The organism is Paenibacillus sp. FSL H3-0310, assembly GCF_038002785.1.
Classification (GTDB): Bacteria; Bacillota; Bacilli; order Paenibacillales; family Paenibacillaceae; genus Paenibacillus_AQ; species Paenibacillus_AQ odorifer.
Window position 1 is genome coordinate 1,802,256 of sequence record NZ_JBBODC010000001.1, and the last position, 18,662, is coordinate 1,820,917.

Here is an 18,662-nt window from a genome sequence, read left to right on the forward strand (position 1 = left end):
TTGCACAATATAGACCCTGACGGTGATATTATTATATCCAGCCTAGACTTATCATACAATTCTGTGCACAGGGATTGTCACACATTTTGGAGGAACTATGGTTAGTTCAAATAAACCGTCTATACTATTTCATCCGTTTATTCTGTTATTTATCAGTATTTTGTCCGTTTCTATCTCTTCAATCATGATTAAACTTTCAGATACACCTACTTCAGTGGCCGGGATGTATAGATTGTTTATTTCTGTAATCATCATGCTCTGTTTTACATCTGGGAAAATGGCTCGTTCTACTGAGATGAATAAAAAAGATTGGGCCATCGTTATTTTATCCGGCCTATTTCTAGGGTTACACTTTTTATTCTGGATGGAATCATTGGTCTATACTTCAGTTGCAAGCTCCATGGTGATCTTATCGTTACAGCCGCTATTTGTTATGATGGGGTCTTACTTTTTATTCAAAGAACATGTTAACCTGCTAACCGTTTTTTGCCTGATTGTTGCTCTTTTAGGTTCGATTGTTATTGCATGGGGAGACATATGGGTTTCGAAAGATGCACTAATCGGCGATGGTTTATCGTTAATTGGCACATTCTTTGCTTCAGTCTATCTGTTGGCCGGGCAAAAAGTAAGCGGCAAAATCAATGCAAATAAATACAGCATTTTCGTCTTTTTTATTGGTGGTACTGTTATGCTCGTGTACAATTTGATAAATAATGTCTCATTAATTAATTATGCTTCATCAGATTGGATTTATTTTTTGCTTCTTGCAATAATTCCAACTATTTTTGGTCAATACATCTTTAACCTTTTGTTAAAGTCGATTGGAGCAACTACTGTCTCGGTTGGGATTATTGGTGAGCCTGTTCTTGCCATTGTCCTTGCATATCTATTATTAGGGGAAACTATATCGTTATTCCAGTTTTTAGGTGGCATAATAACCTTATTCGGTATGGGAATGTATTTTTGGGCGAAATCTTTAAAGTACAACATTCAAAATAAGTAAATAAGTAGTCGGAAAATGTTTTAGCTAAATAGGGGGATGGCAAATGGTAACTATTGATGATTTTTTAAAACTTGATGTTCGTGTTGGAACAATTATTAATGCGGAGTTTTTTGCAAAAGCAAAAATACCTGCGATTAAACTCCAAATTGATTTTGGACCAGATATCGGAAGCAAAACATCAAGTGCACAGATTACTAAACGATATAAGGCCGAAGAGATTGTAGGGCAACAAATCATTGGGGTAGTTAACTTTCCTGCTCGAAATATTGCGGGTTTCCAATCAGAAGTATTAGTTCTTGGAGGAATACCGGATAAAGGGGATGTGGTTCTCTTGAAGCCAGATATTAAATTACCTAATGGGACACCTATTGGGTAATATAGGGTAATTGTAGTATACAAAAATTGATAGTAATCGGAGAGAAGACAATGGAAGAATTACCAAGCTTAGCATCTGAAAGTATTGAGGCAAGTAAAACGGTGCTAGTCGTGATCGACTTGCAGCAGGGAATTGTCCACAGTCCAAAGCAGGGGCCGCATACAAGTGCTCAGGTGGTTGAGAATGCCAGCAAATTAGCCAAATCCTTTACGGAGAAAGGAGGATTTGTTGTTTTGGTGAGGGTGTCATGGCTAGATGGGCAAGATATGCTTAAACCTAAAACTGATTTGAAAATGAATTCCGTGACCTATCCAGAAGGTTGGGACAACATCGTACCAGAATTAGCGAATATCAAAAATGCACATCTGATTACCAAACGGCAGTGGGGGGCATTTTTCGGTACTGATCTTGATTTGCAGTTACGACGCCGCGGAATAGACACGATCGTATTATGTGGTATTTCTACCTCGATTGGTGTGGATACTACTGCTAGAGAAGCTTATCAGCTTGGTTATCATCAAGTTTTTGTAGAAGATGCTATGACCGCGATGGCTAAAGAAGAACATGATTATGTATGCAAAACTATCTTCCCTCGCATAGGTAAGATCCGGTCGAGCGATGAAGTAATATCCATGTTGAAATAGTACAAAAAAACCTCATGCTCTCTCTGTGATCTCAGAGATTGTCATGAGGTTTTTTAATTGAAGTTATGTCTTACATAAAGATGAGGAGAAGTATCCCAGCTAAGAAGCAGTAATAAGAGAAATACTTCAAATTACCTTTAGCCATAATCCCCATAAACCAACGCATGGAGAAATAAGTGACGATAAGTGTAGTAATAAATGCAATCAAGTATGGAATGGCTAGCTGCGAGCGGTTAGGATCGTGGGCAATATCAGATGCGCCCATAACGAGTCCGCCCAAACTGACAGGAATATAAAGCATAAAAGAAAAGCGTAAAGCAGTTTCTTGCTTCATTCCCACAGCGATGGAAGAGATGACAGTTGCACCAGAACGGCTTATCCCAGGAATAAGGGCGACTGCTTGGGCAAGTCCGACTATAACTGCATCCTTCGCTTTTAAGTCACCATCTTGTTTACGTCCGCGAAGGTTACGGATCAACCATAAAGCTACCCCTGTAACAAGCAAGGCGATGGATACGGTATGAACCGACGAGAAGATATCCTCAATCTGATCCTTGAAGAGTAAGGCAACAATTACCGCAGGCAAGGTACCGATGATGATGTACAAAGAGAAGAGGAAATCCGACTTATATTCCTCTTTGCGGGTCAGAATAAATTGAACGAATCCAGTGATCAATCTTCCGATATCTTTGCGGAAAATAAAACAAATCGCAATTAGTGAAGCCGTATTTGTTAAAATTTCAAATGATAGCCCATTTTGTTTTAAGCCTAGCAATTTCTGTGCGATGATCAAATGGCCGCTCGAAGAGACGGGGATTGGCTCAGTTGCCCCTTGAACAAACCCTAGAAACAAGTATTTAAGCCACAGTATAATATCTTCCATTTTACCTCCCAGTATTTTTGTAATCTTTTCAATCATATCGTATTCAATAAAGAAATGACAATAGAACCATCGTGCCATATTCAATTGGACGAGTTATACTAATTCATAAGACTATTAAATGAGGTGGAACTATTTGTAGTACATTACTAAAAATTCAGCAGCATGATATTCCAAGAGCAGCCAGTGTTCTGGCCGAAGCATTTGCCAAAAATGATCCGTTATATCAGCATATCTTGCCTGATGAATCAACCCGATTACGCGTGTTGAATATTTTTTTTCATCGTTACATTGAGATGTTGTATCCATATTCGGATTTACTAACGACTTCTACTAACTTTGAAGCAGTGGCTTTAGTGTTCCATTCGGAGCGTCAGACAGGGACAGTGATTTCGAACGTCAGGTATATGAAACAGATAGTCCTTGCGATAATTAAGTCATTGCCGATTTGCCGAATCATTGGGGTGCGAGGATTTATACGTGGTTTATCTATTTTGTGTAGTATGAGTTCCTTGTGGTTATCAATGTTTGGGGATCAGAAGTATAAACATTTGGATATGCTTGCAGTGCAGGATCAATATCGAGGTCAAGGATATGTATCAAAAATCATGACACCGCTACTCGCGGAATGTCGTATGAGCAATACGTTATGTACGTTAGAGACACAGACACCGAGCAATTTGCCCGTTTATGAGCATTATCAGTTCCGTACGGTTAAGGTCATTCCTCTACCTAATAGCACACTTGAGCAGTATTGTATGGCGTTTACGCCAGGAGTTGCCGAGTAGTTAATAAAAAAGGGCGGTCCCATTCAGCCATTTCATGGTTTTTGGGGCTGTCTTTTTTTTGCGGAGTCTATAAGGGTTAATGAAGCTTCAACAGAAAAATCAGGGAATTTCTCCCTGTAATTCTGCGATCTTTTGTCATCCGGCTAGAATCAATTATTTTGTTTAACAAAAATAGCATAACCTTTGTAGGATTGTTATAATAGAAACATATATTCCCGTGCTTCAGAACCCTATACAGGATGTATAGGGGTTTTATTTCTTTTAGTGAGGGTGATCGAGAACAAGTATGGGGTTGTCCGTACAGGGAAAAGAGGATCGGAGAGTTCCGCAGGAAATTTTAAATTATGAAGTGATGGCGAGGTTAGCAGAAAGATGAATTGGTCGGATTTTGGCGAACGAAACAAACGATTGAATCCCCTGTGGAATTTGGGGGCTGGCATGAACCTTGGCGAAATCCAACCTTACAAAGAAATGGTATCTTTAAGCGTTCTGCTGCAAGTCTATTATCTGGAGCTAGAATCGAATGAGAGAAGATCCAAAGAGGATATTATTGAGCTTACTTGGACTGCGCTGGAACGTTTTAATATCGCCAATCTTGGGACTACCGAATCCGTAGAGCGTCTCGTGGACGGTTTATTGTGGAGCGGGAATGGTGGGGATTTCGAATCCTTTTTCTATGATGATGTGACCCGGCAAATGTCCGTGCAGAAATATAAGTATTTCACAGTGGACGAGGATGCGACTCGCAGCAGTTGGGAAGAGAACGGCAGAACCATCTATCGTCTCTCTGAATATGCAATGGAGCTCATTTTTATGAGCCATGAGATTATTGATGAATTTCAGATCAGCATCAAACTGCTCGAGATTCAAATGCATATTAAGCATGGGCGCGTAACTCGGGCTCTTCAGGATGTTAATGAACTGATCTCCCGTGTCCGTAAGATGACTCAGCAACAGCAAGAATACCGCAATGCGTTACGCCGCAATCCGAAGCATATTTTTAGTGAATTCGGAGTGGCTCGGCATCAGCGACTCGAAGAGATTCATCATCAGTTCGAGGAGGAACGCAAACATTTTGACAGTATTCACCGTTCTCTGGCCCGGCTGGCCAATGATGAGAAAGACGTGATCGACTTCAATGAGATCCGTATTCTCTCTGAACGAGTCGAGCTTTCTAGGCGTGTACACGATGAGCTGGCTGAGGTAGTGTTGAATATTTTTGAGATGGAGACCAATTTAAGATTGAACTTCCCTGAATTATTCTGGGGAGCAGCCGGGTTTAACTTTCGTACTCACGTATGGGAGGAATGGGTGAAAGAAGAGGGTCTGCCAAGCGGTGACAGTCTTGAACTGCTGCTCAGCGGATTATTCGCTCCGAATCAGGACTTCGTTTATCCGCTTCCTTGGGCTTGGGAGGAACAAGAGGTAGGGTTTATCCCCGACTTAGTGATGGATGATTTCGAAGATGAGGTGGACACAGAGCCTGTTCAATATATTCCTAAAGGTATTCCATGGGCAAGAGTAGTGGAGCTGTGGAAGCCGGTTTTTGCTGCCTTGGCTGAGCATGGAAGCTTTACCTTTACTGCAGGCGCTTTTTCCGCCGAAGAACTGACAGGGTGGGCAAACACACCGGATGCTGTCGATCTGTGGGTGCAGTTTTTTCATACAGATTTTTTAGTGCAGGAACAGGCACCAGAAGGTGGTAGCGGCGTTTCTGATGAATGCCAACAGCTAATCCAATATGTACTTGCAGAAGATCTTCTGTTGGAGAGTTTACGCGGCAAAACGCTGCGGACGAGCATTGCTCCAGAACCAGCCTCAAGGGTACGGTGTCCTGGTCTGGATATGAGTCCATATATGATTACGATCGTGGAGAGGTGAGAAGTTACTAACATGAGTTATACATTAGAACAGGTACAGCAAGCTTCGCGGCTATTTTTTGAATTGCTCCGTAAAAAAGTAATTCCTCTCGATGACCCTGCAGCGGCAGAATGCCTTCAGGATGCAGGAACTTATGATGCACTTCAGTACGTTGCTAAAGAAGGGGGCTGTCGGGTGATGAATTCCGGGCACCGTCTCCATCTGCTAGTTAATCCGCTGGGATCAGTGTTTGCAACCAACTTCACCCAGTTGAAGAACAAATATTCACGTGTTGAGCGTAAAACACACTTACATATTATCAATATTATTATCCTGGTTTTTCTGGCCGAAATGGATCAGGATGAGACTCATTTTAAGTCGGGGCAGGACAGTATGTCCTATATTCAAATTGCTGATCAGGTGTCCTCGCTCTTTCAGGCGTGGATTCAGATGGATGAGGATGGGCGATTTAGCCAGCAGTGGCAGCTTGATATCCAAGCGATGTTTAAGGTATGGACCAGTCTCTATATGCAGACTAAAAGTCAGGAAGAAAGCGATCTTCTGACCAGAGGCGCAGGCTCACGAATTGGGCTGATTCATGAAGGCATGAAACTTCTGGAGGAGGAGAAGCTCGTATTCATCTCTGAGACAGAGAAGCGTATCTTTCCTCGGGAAGAGCTTTATGAGAGAATGCGTTATTTATATCATGATGTCGATCGATACCAGGAATTAAAGAGCCTCATTGGAAGAACTTTAGCTGAGAAAGACGGTGCTACCTATGCCGCGGATTGAACGCATACGAATTACAGGACTTAAATACGAGAAGATGCTCAAGAAATACGACGACATGATTCTGGACCTCTGTAACGAAGAGGGACCCGCTAATACGCTTATTACGCTCATGAATGGCGGTGGAAAGGGCGTACTGCTGCAATCCATTTTCCAGCTATTGATGCCCAAAACACCATGGGGCAAAGACAGTGAGAACCAGGTTGAGGCATTCTTTCATAATCATAAAAAACAACTTAAACCGTACACTTTTCACGTAGCTATCGAATGGCATCTCGACAACAATGAGCGCAATGAGTATATGACCACGGGAATCGCTATGACGGCACATAATTCGCTTGATCAGCAGGATATCAAAGTGGATTACTTGCTGTACGCACTTACAGATTACGGTGAAGCGGCTGAACTTACGCTATCAACGTTGCCGTTATTTGACGAGGTGACTGCTGAACCTACGAGTTTTGAAACGATCCAGCAATTTGTGCGCGATCGGCGGGGAGAGATTGTACCTTTTGGCAGCCATAGCTCGGATTTGAAAAGATATTATGACTTCCTGGCTACCCGGGATATCCATATCGCCGAGTGGCGTAATATGCGGCGGATCAATGGTGAAGAGGGCGGTATCAAAGGTTATTTTAAAAAGAATGATGCCTTCACCAATCATAACTTGTTCGAAAAGCTGATTATTCCTGAAATCGGATCTAGTCTGAATGAAGGATTAAAGGAAGACGACAATACGCTGCAGCGGATGTTTATCGATACAGCAACAGTGGCTCAGCGCTTGCCGATGCTTGAACAGCGGGAGCAGGTCTATACAGAGTTTCTTAGTATGGCTGCACCACTTTATGAGCTGGTAAAACTAGGCGTGGAAGCAGAAAACGTAGTTCAAGAAACGGAATTACGTGGACGCCAAATCTATACGGTTATCTATGAAGAGCAGAGAAATGCAGAAGTTGAGCGAAGTAAGATTGCTGATGAACTGGCTGGACGTTATCAGGATGCGAAGCAATTGCGCTTTGAGACAGACAATCTTAAATACTTACGCAGCAAGGAAGAAACGGAACTGAAGCAAGAAGAGTTTAAGAAGCTCAGTGATGATCAGAGCCGTGCGCGTGGTCGGCTGGAGGATTCCAAAGCGCAAGAGAAGAAGCTTGAAGTAGCTTATTTTCTGGCTAAACGGTTGCTCCATACCCGGCAAATTGAGCAGTGGCAAAAAGAAATTCAAGCTATCGAAGGTTCTCTGGAGATGAAAGAACGGCAAGAGGTCATTCAGGCAGCCAAGGAACAGCTGCGGAAACAGTGGGATGTGGTGTTTAATCTCTGGCAGCAAACGATCAGAGAGTTTGGGACAGCACAGCAAGACCTAACGGTGGAAGAGAGAAGATTGCGCAAGGAAAGGGAAAGTTTCTTGGTGGAGCTGGCCGGGCTGGATAATCAGATCAATGATTTGACCTTATCTATTCGGCAATACACGGAAGAACTCGGAGCATTCGCAGCCCAATATGGGCAGGATGCCGCCCATTCTCCGGCAGCTGCCCTGCAGCGTACGATCTCAGCGGCCAAAACGATTCTTCAAGACATTGGAGACTTGGAAGAACAGCACAAGCAGGAAGAGATTCGGAAGCTGGCACTGCATAAGAGTCATGCTGAGCTGAATGAGAAACGGCGTTCTTATGAGCGTGAAGCGGACGAGCTTGGGGTTCTGCTTGAGTCACAGACTCAGAAAGAATCCCAGTTATGGTCACAGCTCGTTGTCCTGCTGGAAATGTATGAAGAGCATAATCGTTTAGGAGCTACCGGCCTTTTTGAAGAACAAGATGTTATCCCGGCACGTTTTATCCGAAAAATAGATGAAGTAGAGCAACAGACTAAACGTTCCAGAAGGGATTACTATAATCAGCTCATGGATGTGGAACTTCAGAACCAATCCTACTGGCTACCCAATTCAGATATTCTGACGGTCAAAGATACACTCGATTCGTTAAAGATTCAATCAACGCTAGGTAGTTCCTACTTAAATGACCGTCCGTATCTTGAACGTGAGGAAGAACTGGAGCAATATCCGTTACTTCCATATAGTTTGATTATGACCCGGCGCGAAGCTGATAAAATTCAGCCGGAACTGATGAAGGACACCTTGCTTAAATCAGCGGTGCCGATCTTTATCCGTGAAGAGATGGCAGCTTCGCATCAAGCATCCTTCATGCTTTTTGCGAATCAAGGGCCGCAAATGGTCTTGCAGCCGGATCGTTTCCAGGATTGGAAGAGCAGTATTCAGGGGAAGCTCAAAGAACAGGAGCAGATCCTTCAGGACTCTGAAGCTTATTTATCTAAGTTAAAATCGGTGCGTCAAGAATATGACCGTTTATTCCAAACTGAGAATACCATGACGCTTACAGCCAAGCATGATGCCCTTATTAAACTGCAGGCTGAACTTCAGCAGAGCATTAACAATCTGAGCCATGAGATGGATGAGAACGAAGGGACGCTTACCCGGATCGGACGGGAGCTCGCTGAGAACAAAGTTCTAAGTGTGGAGCATGAGCAGAGAGCGGGGGTTCTGCAAGCTTGGATTGAACGGACGAAGAAACAGGAACAAGATTATAAGGAAAAACAAAAAATAATCGAACGAAAGAATCTGGTGAGCAAAGAGTTAGCAGGTAAAGATCAGCAGCTTGAACACCTAAAGGTGCAAATGGAAAGCTTGAGTGGACAACGCAATAAATGGACGAGAGAAACCGAATATGCGTTGTTCCCCAGACTGCAACGATGGTTTCCTGAGATTGTTTTCCCAACAGACCACCAGCTTTCTGATGAAGGAGAAGTCATACCTGTAGATCCTGTAGAGCAGAATCTTCTCTTGCAGCAGCTCAGTACCGTGGAAAGTCTACAGCAATCATTAACTGAAAATGAACTGGAAGTTCGGACAAGAGCTGCACAGATTAAAGCAGCAAGCGAGAATCTGGCTGAGCTTGAATCCAGCCTGAATCAAGTGGATGTGAATTGGCGGAAGGCGACTGAACCTACGGAAACGTCTGAGACCATTATGGCTGCAAGAAATCGCCAAAAGACGGATACTACTTCGTTGGAGGAAGACTATCAGATTGTTCACGACGGTTACATCCGCTGCCAGACTGAATTGGAGAACTTGCAGAAAGAGTTGCGCAAAGTAGAGAAGGGGATCAAAGAGAAACATGAACGTGCCGTGGAGCTTTGGAATGAGGCGCTAGGGGATAAGGAGACAGAAATTCAGGAGCGCTGCCAAGCGAATGAGCTTATGCTTAATCAGTGTAAAAGATCCTTGGACCGAATCGATGTCCTCCTTCAGACTTTATCCAATCAAATCAAAATAATGAACGCGCATATTGAGGATCGCGTCAACCTACGGAGTGTGCCAGAAGAAATAACGCTGAGGGTTAGAGAAAGCTGCGAGCCTCTAGTAGCCGACTGGCTTCTCCGCATTAAGGATAGCCGGATTAGACAGGATGAGATCTCCAAAAAGGTGAAGGAAGAGAAAAATTCCTTAACCGAAAAACTTGCGAAAAATGAACGGAATTCCGAACTGGAGACCAAGATTCTAGATCGATTGAATACGGTCCATTGGGATAATTTCGCCATTGCACTGCAAGTCCTAGATTCCATGCTACGCAGTTCGCGCGATCAGATCGAGAGCATTCAAAGCGATAAGGAAGGCATGGATCTCTCCCGCAAGATGTGGGTTGGCCGGGCATCTCTACGAGTGGTACAAATCATTGATATTATGAAGCGAATGGAACGCCGGATGATTATTCATAACGAGAATAATTATGCCTTCCCGCTGGTACGTCTGAATTACAAGAATATCAATGTGCCAAGAACAAGCGATGAGGTAGAGCCGATGGTGAGTGACTACTTCAATCAATGCATCAATGAATTGCTCAAAAAGTATCCAAAGATAGAACAAGTGCCGGCGCTGGTAATCAAAGAGGTTATTAATGACGGACGAATTGTCTATGCGGCGCTGCAGAACCGCTTTCCGATACTTCAAGTGTATAAACCGGTAACGGAGAATTATTTCCTCTACGCCGCACCGGAAGATTATCATTATTCGGACTGGGAGATTATTAATCGCGGCGCACTGGATGAAGCAGTCGGCAGTGGTGGGCAACGTCAATCTGTACAGCTGCTGGTCGCAATGATGATCATGACGCATAAACGGGTGAATCGTGAGAATAAAGGCTGGACGGTCTTTTTATATGACAATCCTTTCGGAGAAATGGTCTCCAATAACGTGCTTGACCCCGTCTTCGAAATTTCCAAGGCACTCAAATTCCAATGGCTGATTGTTACGCCGCCGGAGCTGGTGAAGAATGATGTCAGCGTGCGTTTTGGCGTATATTGGCAGCTTTATTTTGGAGGCGTCAAAGGGGACATGCTGGAATCGACCCTGATCAAGGGAGGAAGAAAGCTTATTCCTGTCTCGTTGTTCTGAGTATGGAATGAAACTTAAAGAAGCTCCAGTATGCATCACGCTGCTGGGGCTTCTTTTTATTAAATGTTAAAGATGGTGTGGTTATTTAGGTTTGCGTTCGGAAATATATGAACCGGTGAGCGTTAAAAAAGTTCCCGTCAGGATTGCCCAGGTGATCTTTTCATTCAGAACAAGGGCAGAAGCTGCCACTGTAATTACAGGCACAATATAGATGTATACACTTGTTTTTACAGCCCCCAGAATCCCTACAGCTTTATTCCAAGTCAAAAAACACAGTGCCGAGGCACCCAGACCTAAGAAAAGCAGGTGAGCTACATTTGAAATCTCTTTGAATCTACTCAGACCCAGCTGGAAATCAAACAGAAACAGAGTAGGCAGCATAAACAGCAGACCATAGAAAAATACTCTGCGGGTAGCCCCTATAGTATGAGCCTTTAGTAGGCTTATTTTTCGCATCAACACTGAATATATTGCCCAAACCACAGGTGCCAGCAATGCCAGCAAGTCGCCGATGGGGTTCAGTGGCAGAAGATAACTCCCGTTCAGCCCAATTAATATAATTCCTGCCAAGGCTATCAAAAATCCTATAAAAAACTGCCTATGAAATTTCTCTTCTTCTAAAAAGAAGTGAGCGATAACTGCCGTGAAAAATGGAGCGATGGAGACAATCACACCTACATTGGATGCAAGGGTATAGACTAGGGCAATATTTTCTATAAGAAAATATAACGTGACTCCACAAAGACCTGCTGAGATAAAGAGTAATTCCTCTTTAAAGGATGTAGTTCGGATTGGACGTGAATAGATCAGTAACAGTACAAAGTACCCAATAAGAAAACGGAAGAACAGAATTTCCACAGGCGTAAAGTCTTTTAACAGTATTTTTGTGGAGATAAAGGTGGTTCCCCAGATTAAAATCGTAAGCAATGCCAGCAGATGTCCTGTGTTAATCTTGCGTTGATTTATCATTTCGTAAGTTCCATTGATGACTTTACTCCCGTTTGTTGAACAAATATACGCATATATTGCTTAGGGGTTAAGCCTATGAGTCTTTTAAAAAAATTTGTGAAATGGCTCTGATCACTGAATCCGGTTAGAGAGGCCACTTCTATTGGCAATATTCCTTGTTCTAAAAGCCTTTTGGCGTGGTTGATGCGAATAGTTTCCAAGTAACGGTAAGGTGATATTCCTTTCTGTCTGGTAAATAAACGCAGCAAGTAATATTTACTTAAGCCGCTCAATTCACTTAGCTGGTTCAGCGTAATGTTCTGCGCATAATGTAACTCTATGTATTCGCAAATGATTTTAATTTCAGAAGTAGGCTCTTGAGCGGGACAGAGGGTTTCTGTCTCCGTGTATTCTCTCAGAAGCTGCTCCAAGAGAAATAGAAACAACTCTTCTTTTTGAAAATCGGATTGATCCTCTAATATCATTTGGTGCAGATCGTGTAAAGGGCTCGACAGTTCACTTTGGTAGAGGACATTGTGTGTGAACCGCGGTAAGTAGTCTATGCCGGTAATTTCTAGCACATACTCACGCATGACTTCCGGCTGAATATTGATGCAGCGATAGTCAAGCGTTCTCCCGTCTATCTGTTCACAGGCATGGGGATCCGCCGGATTAAAGATGACCACATCTCCGCTGTTAAGAATATGCTCTTCTTGGTTACATAGCAGATGTCTTTTTCCTTGTTCAATAAAACCTATGACATAATAGTCATGAAAATGGTTGGGAAACTTCTGCATAATACCTTCGAATCGATAGGCCTCAAATTTTAAGTCACGATCGAAAACAACTGTTCGAACTTCACGAGTCATTGCTGCACCTTCTTTTCCAATTATGTATAACCATTATAATGTGAAAGTTAGGGGCATTCTTGCATGATGTTGCGATACCTCATCTTCTACATGATAGGTTCCTCAGGTGTAATGATCGTTGGAATACTCACAGTAAAAGTTGTTCCTTGCTCCAGAATACTTTCTATAGAGATCGCTCCGCCATGATTATGTATAATATTTTGTGTGATCATATAACCTAAGCCTGTTCCTGTTTCTTTGGTCGTATAAAATGGTTTGCCGAGGGCATTGATCTGTTCCTCTGTCATCCCACAGCCTTCATCCTGCACACTGATTCGGGCTTCTCTGTCATAGGTTTGCACATGAATATAGATGTTTCCCCCATGATTCATTGCTTCCATCGCATTTTTAAGTAAGTTAATAAATACCTGCTTCATCTGATAAGCCTCACCATTGATCCAAATGGATTGATCAGTACAGACAGGGAGGATCTTGAGATTTTTTAGGGCAGCTTGTCCATTCATTAGTGTGGTGACTTGTTCCAGCAAAGACAATAAATCCACTGGTTTACTAATATGAGTGGTTTGGGGTTTAGATAAGACAAGCAGTTCGTTGACGATGAACTCGATGCGTTTCAACTCTGACTCAATAATGGAAATATATTTATCATTCATCCGCTCGGAAGAGCGCAGTAGCTTCATAAAGCCATTAATGGCTGTAAGAGGATTCCGTATTTCATGAGCGATTCCAGCTGCTAACTGTCCTGCTGTGGATAATTTCTCGGACTGTATCAGTCGTTCATCTTCCAATACTTGCTCGGATATATCTTTGAATATGCCAATGTAGGCTTCGTTTCCCTCATAAATGATCGGCAATGTAATCCCATCTACATATTTCTGCTGGTTATTTAAACAATTAATCAGGTAGCAGACAGAACCTGTTGTTCTATCAGTGTTGAATTTCTTTCTTCGTTCTGAGAGAATTTCATAATTAGAGTAGTCTACAATATCCATAGTCGATAGACCAAGCACTTGATCTAGGCTTTCCGCATGGATTAATTGTAAACCTGCCGAATTTGCATACAGAACAATCCCTCCCCTAGTGATAAGCACGGGCTGAGGCAGTTCCTCCAGCAGCTGTAGAAAAGAGCTCTCTTTTTCAAGTAGATGGGTCTTCACAACCTGAAGCTGAGTCTCCATTTCCCTGATCAGGGTCTTATTCTCGAATTGAGTAAAATAAAATATGGGTTTACCAATGTCATCCGAAAGGATAGATATGGAGATTTTTAAAGATAACCGGTGTCCGGTGGGATGGAAATAATCTACTTCGAGTCTCTGCGGATCAGTACTCGTAGGTGGAAGAGAGCTTCCTAATGAAATGAATTTATGAATCTGATCTAGAAGGGTACGGACGGTTGGAGAGGGTGTCGTTAATTCGGTTTCATCATACCCCAAGAGGTCGCATAATGCTGAATTCAGTTTTAGGAACGTTCCATCAAGCGAAATAAGGGCCATACCCATCACGGCTTGAGTAAAAACAAAGTCAAAACCTTGAAAATCATTTGTCCGCACAGCAGGTTACCTCTCTTCTTTATGGGGGAGTGAGTGTTATTTCGAAATGCAATATGTCTAACAGTCATAGTATAAAACATATAACTCAATAAAACATATAAAATTTCTGGGTTATTAGATATTCATACAACAGTTAAATAAAATCAGGTAGAATGGGAAGATACGTTGCATTTTAAGACAAGTGGAGGCGTTGTATTATGTTATCAGTTGTTGGTGAAATTCAAGGAATTAATCGTTATCCGGTCAAGTCATTTGCGGGTGAAAAATTAGAAAGCTGTATGATTGAACCGTATGGAATGCTTGGTGACCGTTTTTGCTCCTTTTACGATGAGTCAAAAGAGGGCTGGCGAAGATATATCACCGCTAGAAATATACCGAATATGCTTACCTATCAAGCGCAATTTATAGATGGACAAATCCATGTAACGGCATCAGACGGGCGAACCTTTGGATGGGATGATAATCTATTGGAAGAAATCCAAAGCCAAACCAAAACTCCAATCACTATGTCTGGTCTAAAAGCTGCACATCCACAGCCAGAACATCCGCAGCTCCTATCCGTGGATGGCGCTAGTATTCTACTCATTACGGATGCCAGCTTAAAAAAACTGGAGGCAACCTGGGGGCATTCCTTGGATCAACGTCGTTTTCGCGGGAATTTTGTTATCGCGCTGAATGATGATTCTCTTTTTGAAGGAGATTGGATTGGACGCCGGCTCAACATTGGGGATGTACAGCTACAGGTAGATAGTTTTTGTGAGAGATGTGTTGTGATTACGATGGACCCGGATAGTCTCCAGAAGGACCCAGTGCTTTTGAAAAAATTACATAAAGAGTTTGATTTGCATTTCGGAGTCTATGCCTCTGTAATCAAAACAGGGGAAATTCGAATCGGAGATAAAGTAGAAATAGTAGATTAGATATATAATCCCAATAGTATAAACTTCCTTTACATTACTCCATGGATAAATTATCCTTTAAAGGATGACGATTTCATATCGGGAGGTTATGTATGAAGAAAAATTTGGCATCCTTATTAGTTGCATTGCTTCTATTGGTGTATGTCCCTACTAGTGTTTTAGCAGCGGATAGCAGCAAAGGGCAAACGTATGTGAACACTCAGAAGGTGGCAGCAGAGAAGGCGGCGTTCTTAACGGAGAAGCTGGGGACGACTAGTCTCCAATATGCTCTTATTGATGGCGATAATATCGTTGTGAGCGGTCAATCTGGATTTAGCCATGTGGAGAGTAAGACAGCACCAAGCGTCACAACGATGTATGGTATTGGCTCGACGAGTAAAATGTATACAACAGCTTCTATTATGAAGCTTGTTGAGCAAGGAAAAGTAGATTTGGACGGTTCAGTCGTATCTTATTTGAATAATTTTACGATGGAAGATTCTCGTTATAAGCAAATCACTGTACGGATGCTGTTGAATCATTCATCAGGTCTTGCTGGCTCGAACTTATCCAATTCTTTCTTATTTAATGATTCCGATCCTATTGCAAAAGATAGTTTGCTAGAGACTTTGTCAACACAACGTCTGAAGGCCGATCCAGGCGCCTACTCAGTATATTGTAATGATGGATTTACGTTGGCTGAGTTGATTGTTGAAAAGGTCAGTGGCACGGACTTTACCACATTCATTCATCAAAATTTCACAGAACCTCTAGGGCTTGAACATACGAAAACGCCTGTAGATTCTGTAGCTTCTTCTCAGCTGGCTAGTGTCTATAATGCTACCTACTCAGCAGCTTTACCCAAAGAAACCATTAACGTGATTGGAACAGGTGGTATCTATTCCACTGCTGAGGATTTGGTGCGTTTTGCAACTATTTTTACAGGCCAATCGACTGGCATTTTGTCAGAAAAGTCTGTAAAAGCGATGGAACAAGAGGAATATAAGCGTGGAATATGGCCTAAAGGAGCCGATAATTCGTTAGCTTATGGATTAGGCTGGGACAGTGTGAACTTATATCCATTTAACCAGTACGAAATCAAGGCTTTGACAAAGGGTGGAGATACAGGTCTGTATCATACCTCATTAGTTGTACTGCCCGAGCAGCAGATGGCAGCAGCAGTAATATCTTCTGGCGGATCAAGTACAACGGACCAGATGCTTGCCAACGAAATTTTACTCAGCGCTTTACAGGAAAAGGGAGTTATTAAGGAACTGAAAGCTACACCTACATTTAAAACTTCGAACAAAGAGGATATGCCGCAAGAATTGCTAAACTATGCGGGTGTCTATGGTGATTCTACGCAACTGATGAAGATAGAGGTTAGTAAAACTGGGGAATTGAGTATATCTTCAATTATAGCTCCTACAATGCCGGTGCAGAAATTTTCCTATAATTCGAACGGAGAATTCTTAGATGCAGAGGGTACAAGTAAAGTTAGCTTTGTGAAGGAGAGCAATGGCCGTATCTATCTTTGGAGTCAAGGGTATGGGGTGATTCCAGGACTTGGTGAAACTGCCGTTACCCAATATGCAGCTGAGAAGCTTGAACCTAATGCCCTATCTCAAGAGGTCACTACTGCATGGCAGCAGCGCCAAGGGAAATTGTATTTTGATGTCAGCGAGAAGTACAGCTCCCAATATTACATGAGTATGCCGGTAGCTGGAATCGCTATGTTCCCTGACGCACCTGGTTATATGGGCTCGAATAAAATAACTGGGCCTAATAAAGCAGAAATGACCGTGCAAATCCCAACCATCGCTGGGCGCGATCTTGCGGATCTTATTTTTGAAGAGAAAAATGGTGTGGAGTATTTAAAGATTGGCAATCAATTGTTTATACATCAAGATGCGGTTAAACCTATTTATGCAGGCCCGCAATCTATGGTAACTATCCAATCAGATGGATATGCTAGATGGTATGGAGTTCCTGAAACGGCAACAGGTAAGATAATGACAGTAGAGCTGCCAACCAAAAGTTCCTTTGCCGTCTATGATGAGAATGGTGTATGTGTGAATTACTTCACCATAAGCGGTCTTAAACAAGTCAAACTTCCTAGCAACGGCAAAATTGTATTTGTAGGTGATGTCGGTGCGAAGTTTGAAGTGACCCTCAAGGCGCAATAAACGTATATAAAAAAAGAATCCTGTTATCAAGATTTTCGTCTTGGTAACAGGATTTTTTATTTGAAATTTTGTGAGAATTCTCTTATTTTATCTACCAAAATCCCTTTTAGCTGATCAGTACCTTCCTTTGGAGCCTTATAGGCCTTATAACCTCCAAAAGATTCAATACAAATCGCAGCTTCTTTCAGATCATCAGGGAAATTTTTCTCTATTAATTCTTCGGTTTTCTTAGGTTTCTCGTTGCAAATGTAGTAGCCCATCTTCTTAGTCAGTAACTCATCTTTATTTTTTTTGATAAAGTCACGAATGGCTTTATATATTTTTTCATCTCTTACTCCTGCTCCTAAAATAATGCTATCAAATGCCTCGATATTCGGCTTCTCTAATTCTATATTGCAAATTTTGCTCTGAGGTAGCTCTTCTGATAATACTTTTGCACATTGTTCTGTTGCTCCAGATTTTGTAGCGTATAGAATAAGTACTGCCATTGTGTTCCCTCTTTTCAGTTAAGATTAATCGTGTTCCCGCATTGAAAAAACTCTCGCATACCAATTATCTTGATTATCAAGATATAGTATATTTTATCGAATATACTGATCATTTGTCAAGCCAACGGCAAGCTCCTGAGTGTTAATTAGATATCCTTATTATGGTATCATGGGAATAATATTAATCTAATGCTAACTATATCTTTAATGAAATATACAAAAATAAGAGGAGTGAACGTAAATTGGGGATCATCGTAATGCTAATCATCTATTTGTTGCTTGGAATATTCGTGATTAAAGTAGGCATCGATAACTCTAGAAGTACGCAACTATCAAAAGAAATATTAAATGAGTTAAAAGAAATCAAAGAACTAATGATCAGAAATAAATACGAATGAATTCTATATAAGAGTGGAGGTGAACGAAAGTGAAAATTGGACTTATACTTATAATCCTTGCTTTTTCTAACCTATTTCTAAGGATATGGATTGTTGGCCCGGATAAAGAAAAACTTCCTGAAGACGGTTATGAGCTTAATATAAAAGGGAAGCTTATACTTGCACTTGTGGGATTAATTACGGGGATTGTGATAATAATTGCCGATGGCCCAGAGGGTACGGTTATGAAGTGGTTTTGGATTGTAGTTATAATAGTAGCAATAGGATTTCAGTCGTTTATCGACTGGAAATTTCTAAAACATACGAAACAGCACATAGTTTCACTTATTCTGTTAGTCCTGGGTGTGGTATTAGTTTATTTTATATTCTGATCTAGTTTCATTCGTACCGGTATCGGACCCAGATGATGTTAATTGCTAAATAATCGCCTTTTGGGCAGCGTTTCGGACTCCAGTGCAGCTATTCGTTAGAAAGTGACTTATATTAGGTGTTTTTTATGCCAATAGTGGCCAT

General features: G+C 41.9%; 16 protein-coding genes. 10 read left to right on the top strand and 6 right to left on the bottom strand.

The features are described from left to right. Positions 1-97: 97 nt before the first annotated feature. Genes MHH63_RS08080 through MHH63_RS08090 form a run of 3 tightly spaced genes read left to right on the top strand, consistent with a single transcriptional unit; the run spans position 98 to position 2,023 of the window. Positions 98-1,003, top strand: a complete 906-nt coding sequence (locus MHH63_RS08080; RefSeq protein WP_076182997.1) for a DMT family transporter — start codon at positions 98-100, stop codon at positions 1,001-1,003. Positions 1,004-1,046: 43 nt separating this feature from the next. Beyond that, positions 1,047-1,379, top strand: coding sequence for a chaperone CsaA (gene csaA / locus MHH63_RS08085; protein WP_076182994.1), 333 nt, complete (start codon positions 1,047-1,049; stop codon positions 1,377-1,379). Between the two features lie 50 nt (positions 1,380-1,429). Continuing rightward, positions 1,430-2,023: a hydrolase gene (locus MHH63_RS08090; protein ID WP_341171379.1), complete on the top strand. Its 594-nt coding sequence runs from the start codon at positions 1,430-1,432 to the stop codon at positions 2,021-2,023. Positions 2,024-2,093: 70 nt separating this feature from the next. On the opposite strand, the gene MHH63_RS08095 is transcribed toward MHH63_RS08090, so the two are convergent. Together MHH63_RS08095 and MHH63_RS08100 are read right to left on the bottom strand one after the other, a co-directional pair. Continuing rightward, positions 2,094-2,906 carry an undecaprenyl-diphosphate phosphatase gene (locus tag MHH63_RS08095; RefSeq protein WP_036688882.1) on the bottom strand — a complete coding sequence of 271 codons (813 nt, stop codon included), beginning with the start codon at positions 2,904-2,906 and terminating at the stop codon, positions 2,094-2,096. A 129-nt stretch (positions 2,907-3,035) separates the two neighbouring features. Next, the gene (locus MHH63_RS08100) at positions 3,036-3,212 is read right to left on the bottom strand and encodes a hypothetical protein (RefSeq protein WP_256717547.1); all 177 of its coding nucleotides are present in this window, start codon (positions 3,210-3,212) and stop codon (positions 3,036-3,038) included. A gap of 98 nt (positions 3,213-3,310) precedes the next feature. Between MHH63_RS08100 and MHH63_RS08105 the strand changes: the two genes are divergently transcribed. The 4 genes from MHH63_RS08105 to MHH63_RS08120 all read left to right on the top strand — a co-directional run bounded on the left by MHH63_RS08105 (position 3,311) and on the right by MHH63_RS08120 (position 10,811). Then, positions 3,311-3,691, top strand: a complete 381-nt coding sequence (locus MHH63_RS08105) for a GNAT family N-acetyltransferase (protein ID WP_256720975.1) — start codon at positions 3,311-3,313, stop codon at positions 3,689-3,691. A 372-nt stretch (positions 3,692-4,063) separates the two neighbouring features. Then, positions 4,064-5,572 (top strand): hypothetical protein, encoded by a 1,509-nt coding sequence (locus MHH63_RS08110; protein ID WP_341171380.1) that lies wholly within the window; start codon positions 4,064-4,066, stop codon positions 5,570-5,572. A gap of 12 nt (positions 5,573-5,584) precedes the next feature. Beyond that, positions 5,585-6,343, top strand: a complete 759-nt coding sequence (locus MHH63_RS08115; protein ID WP_076182984.1) for a DUF6063 family protein — start codon at positions 5,585-5,587, stop codon at positions 6,341-6,343. Then, positions 6,321-10,811: a hypothetical protein gene (locus MHH63_RS08120; RefSeq protein ID WP_341171381.1), complete on the top strand. Its 4,491-nt coding sequence runs from the start codon at positions 6,321-6,323 to the stop codon at positions 10,809-10,811. The genes MHH63_RS08115 and MHH63_RS08120 overlap by 23 nt, the downstream gene beginning before the upstream one ends. Before the next feature lie 81 nt (positions 10,812-10,892). On the opposite strand, the gene MHH63_RS08125 is transcribed toward MHH63_RS08120, so the two are convergent. The 3 genes from MHH63_RS08125 to MHH63_RS08135 all read right to left on the bottom strand — a co-directional run bounded on the left by MHH63_RS08125 (position 10,893) and on the right by MHH63_RS08135 (position 14,178). Next, positions 10,893-11,777 carry a DMT family transporter gene (locus MHH63_RS08125; protein ID WP_341171996.1) on the bottom strand — a complete coding sequence of 295 codons (885 nt, stop codon included), beginning with the start codon at positions 11,775-11,777 and terminating at the stop codon, positions 10,893-10,895. Further along, entirely contained in the window at positions 11,777-12,628 is an 852-nt protein-coding gene (locus MHH63_RS08130; protein WP_076218426.1) for an AraC family ligand binding domain-containing protein, read from the bottom strand. Before MHH63_RS08130 ends, MHH63_RS08125 begins: the two co-directional genes overlap by 1 nt. Positions 12,629-12,714: 86 nt before the next feature. Further along, complete coding sequence (locus MHH63_RS08135; RefSeq protein WP_256717178.1) at positions 12,715-14,178, bottom strand: ATP-binding protein; 1,464 nt, start codon at positions 14,176-14,178, stop codon at positions 12,715-12,717. 197 nt (positions 14,179-14,375) lie between these two features. Here MHH63_RS08135 and MHH63_RS08140 point away from each other — a divergent pair, with 197 nt between their 5' ends. Both MHH63_RS08140 and MHH63_RS08145 read left to right on the top strand, forming a co-directional pair. Next, entirely contained in the window at positions 14,376-15,098 is a 723-nt protein-coding gene (locus MHH63_RS08140; protein ID WP_076276121.1) for an MOSC domain-containing protein, read from the top strand. A gap of 92 nt (positions 15,099-15,190) precedes the next feature. Continuing rightward, the gene (locus MHH63_RS08145) at positions 15,191-17,263 is read left to right on the top strand and encodes a serine hydrolase domain-containing protein (protein ID WP_339244106.1); all 2,073 of its coding nucleotides are present in this window, start codon (positions 15,191-15,193) and stop codon (positions 17,261-17,263) included. A 56-nt stretch (positions 17,264-17,319) separates the two neighbouring features. Here the strand turns inward: MHH63_RS08145 and MHH63_RS08150 are convergent, their stop codons facing one another. Further along, positions 17,320-17,751, bottom strand: coding sequence for a flavodoxin domain-containing protein (locus MHH63_RS08150; protein ID WP_076190655.1), 432 nt, complete (start codon positions 17,749-17,751; stop codon positions 17,320-17,322). Between the two features lie 427 nt (positions 17,752-18,178). Between MHH63_RS08150 and MHH63_RS08155 the strand changes: the two genes are divergently transcribed. Next, entirely contained in the window at positions 18,179-18,520 is a 342-nt protein-coding gene (locus MHH63_RS08155) for a DUF4181 domain-containing protein (RefSeq protein WP_076127294.1), read from the top strand. The last annotated feature ends 142 nt before the right edge of the window (positions 18,521-18,662 follow it).

Coding starts and splice junctions, on each gene's coding strand:
- MHH63_RS08130 (WP_076218426.1), bottom strand. CDS start 12,628: ATGACTCGTGAAGTTCGAACAGTTGTTTTCGATCGTGACTTAAAATTT.
- MHH63_RS08115 (WP_076182984.1), top strand. CDS start 5,585: ATGAGTTATACATTAGAACAGGTACAGCAAGCTTCGCGGCTATTTTTT.
- MHH63_RS08140 (WP_076276121.1), top strand. CDS start 14,376: ATGTTATCAGTTGTTGGTGAAATTCAAGGAATTAATCGTTATCCGGTC.
- MHH63_RS08105 (WP_256720975.1), top strand. CDS start 3,311: ATGAAACAGATAGTCCTTGCGATAATTAAGTCATTGCCGATTTGCCGA.
- MHH63_RS08110 (WP_341171380.1), top strand. CDS start 4,064: ATGAATTGGTCGGATTTTGGCGAACGAAACAAACGATTGAATCCCCTG.
- MHH63_RS08095 (WP_036688882.1), bottom strand. CDS start 2,906: ATGGAAGATATTATACTGTGGCTTAAATACTTGTTTCTAGGGTTTGTT.
- MHH63_RS08080 (WP_076182997.1), top strand. CDS start 98: ATGGTTAGTTCAAATAAACCGTCTATACTATTTCATCCGTTTATTCTG.
- MHH63_RS08090 (WP_341171379.1), top strand. CDS start 1,430: ATGGAAGAATTACCAAGCTTAGCATCTGAAAGTATTGAGGCAAGTAAA.
- MHH63_RS08150 (WP_076190655.1), bottom strand. CDS start 17,751: ATGGCAGTACTTATTCTATACGCTACAAAATCTGGAGCAACAGAACAA.
- MHH63_RS08145 (WP_339244106.1), top strand. CDS start 15,191: ATGAAGAAAAATTTGGCATCCTTATTAGTTGCATTGCTTCTATTGGTG.
- csaA (WP_076182994.1), top strand. CDS start 1,047: ATGGTAACTATTGATGATTTTTTAAAACTTGATGTTCGTGTTGGAACA.
- MHH63_RS08100 (WP_256717547.1), bottom strand. CDS start 3,212: ATGGATACAACATCTCAATGTAACGATGAAAAAAAATATTCAACACGC.